A 1,027-nucleotide genomic window follows, 5' to 3' on the forward strand; every position below is an offset into this window, starting at 1 on the left:
CAACACCGTCGGCCGGAATCAGAATCCCGAACCCGGAATGCGGGCTGCCGCGTAATGGGTTATTCAGGACGGACTATGTATGGACCCATCAGGTGAGCCACCCCCTCCTCCTCCTGGGTTCCCGGGGTTTCCCGCATTACCCGAGTTACCCGTTCCGGGGTCCAAGACCCCGCCGTCGCCCGGCATTAGGAGGCCGACTTTGTTTTCCGGAACGTTGTTTTGGTAAGAAAAACTGTCATCCCCGGGGTTCCCGCCCGGCAAATCGTCAGGTACTGAGTGGTCGTAACCGAGAAATCTGCCAGGCTGCCCTCGGAAATCAATGGTGCATCCCTGTCCGAAACACGTATACGCTGCGTCGGCAGCGCTAGCCAAAGGTGAGTTGTTATCTGAGAGTATAAACCTAGCTTCAATCCGCCTTACAGATGTTTCGGTATTTGGGTTTGAATGCGCTGGGTAACCAGCGATCGTAGCATCTAAATACTTTATTCCACCTGTTTCATGACAATTGATGTTTTCTAGGGTAAATGGATATTCATCCTGAGCTAAATTTTCCAAGTCTTCTTGCGGAGGACATTTCGATAAATTCCAGTCCTCTTTCAAGAAACTGGAGATGGCTACTGCTCCGGAATCCGCGGCGAATAGGGCAGTGGTTTGCCTTTTCGTATTCGACGCCATTCGCTCCTGGAGGATTGACTGATTCGCTCCGGAGACACCGATGACGGTCAGGACCAGCAGGATTAGCATCGAAACGATCAGGGCGGAACCCGACTGAGACTGACCCGGTGTGAATGCGCGGCGTGCCGCGATGGCTGGGATGTGTGGTGTCTCTTGTGGTAAACGCACTTCAAATGCCTCCCTGTGTCGGCGACCGAGGTGCAGCGAATTTTTCTTTCGCGCCGTACACTCTCGGATTTCGTTATCTCCAGTGACGAATATGCTGGTATTTCCGATTAGGGAAACGCTGAACAAATGACGGTTTCTTGGAGCGGGGCCTGCCCAGCGCCCTGGAAAGTCGGGGTTCTTGGCC

The 1,027-nt window shown here is 53.7% G+C and carries 1 protein-coding gene; it reads right to left on the reverse strand.

The genetic code is table 11. From position 1 onward, the window contains the following. Positions 1–63 precede the first annotated feature (63 nt). Positions 64–1,027 (reverse strand): PilX N-terminal domain-containing pilus assembly protein (locus ACQ754_RS17030; RefSeq protein WP_440998242.1); only part of this gene is annotated, 964 nt, incomplete at its 5' end.

The organism is Arhodomonas sp. SL1, from assembly GCF_052060015.1.
Lineage (GTDB): Bacteria > Pseudomonadota > Gammaproteobacteria > Nitrococcales > Nitrococcaceae > Arhodomonas.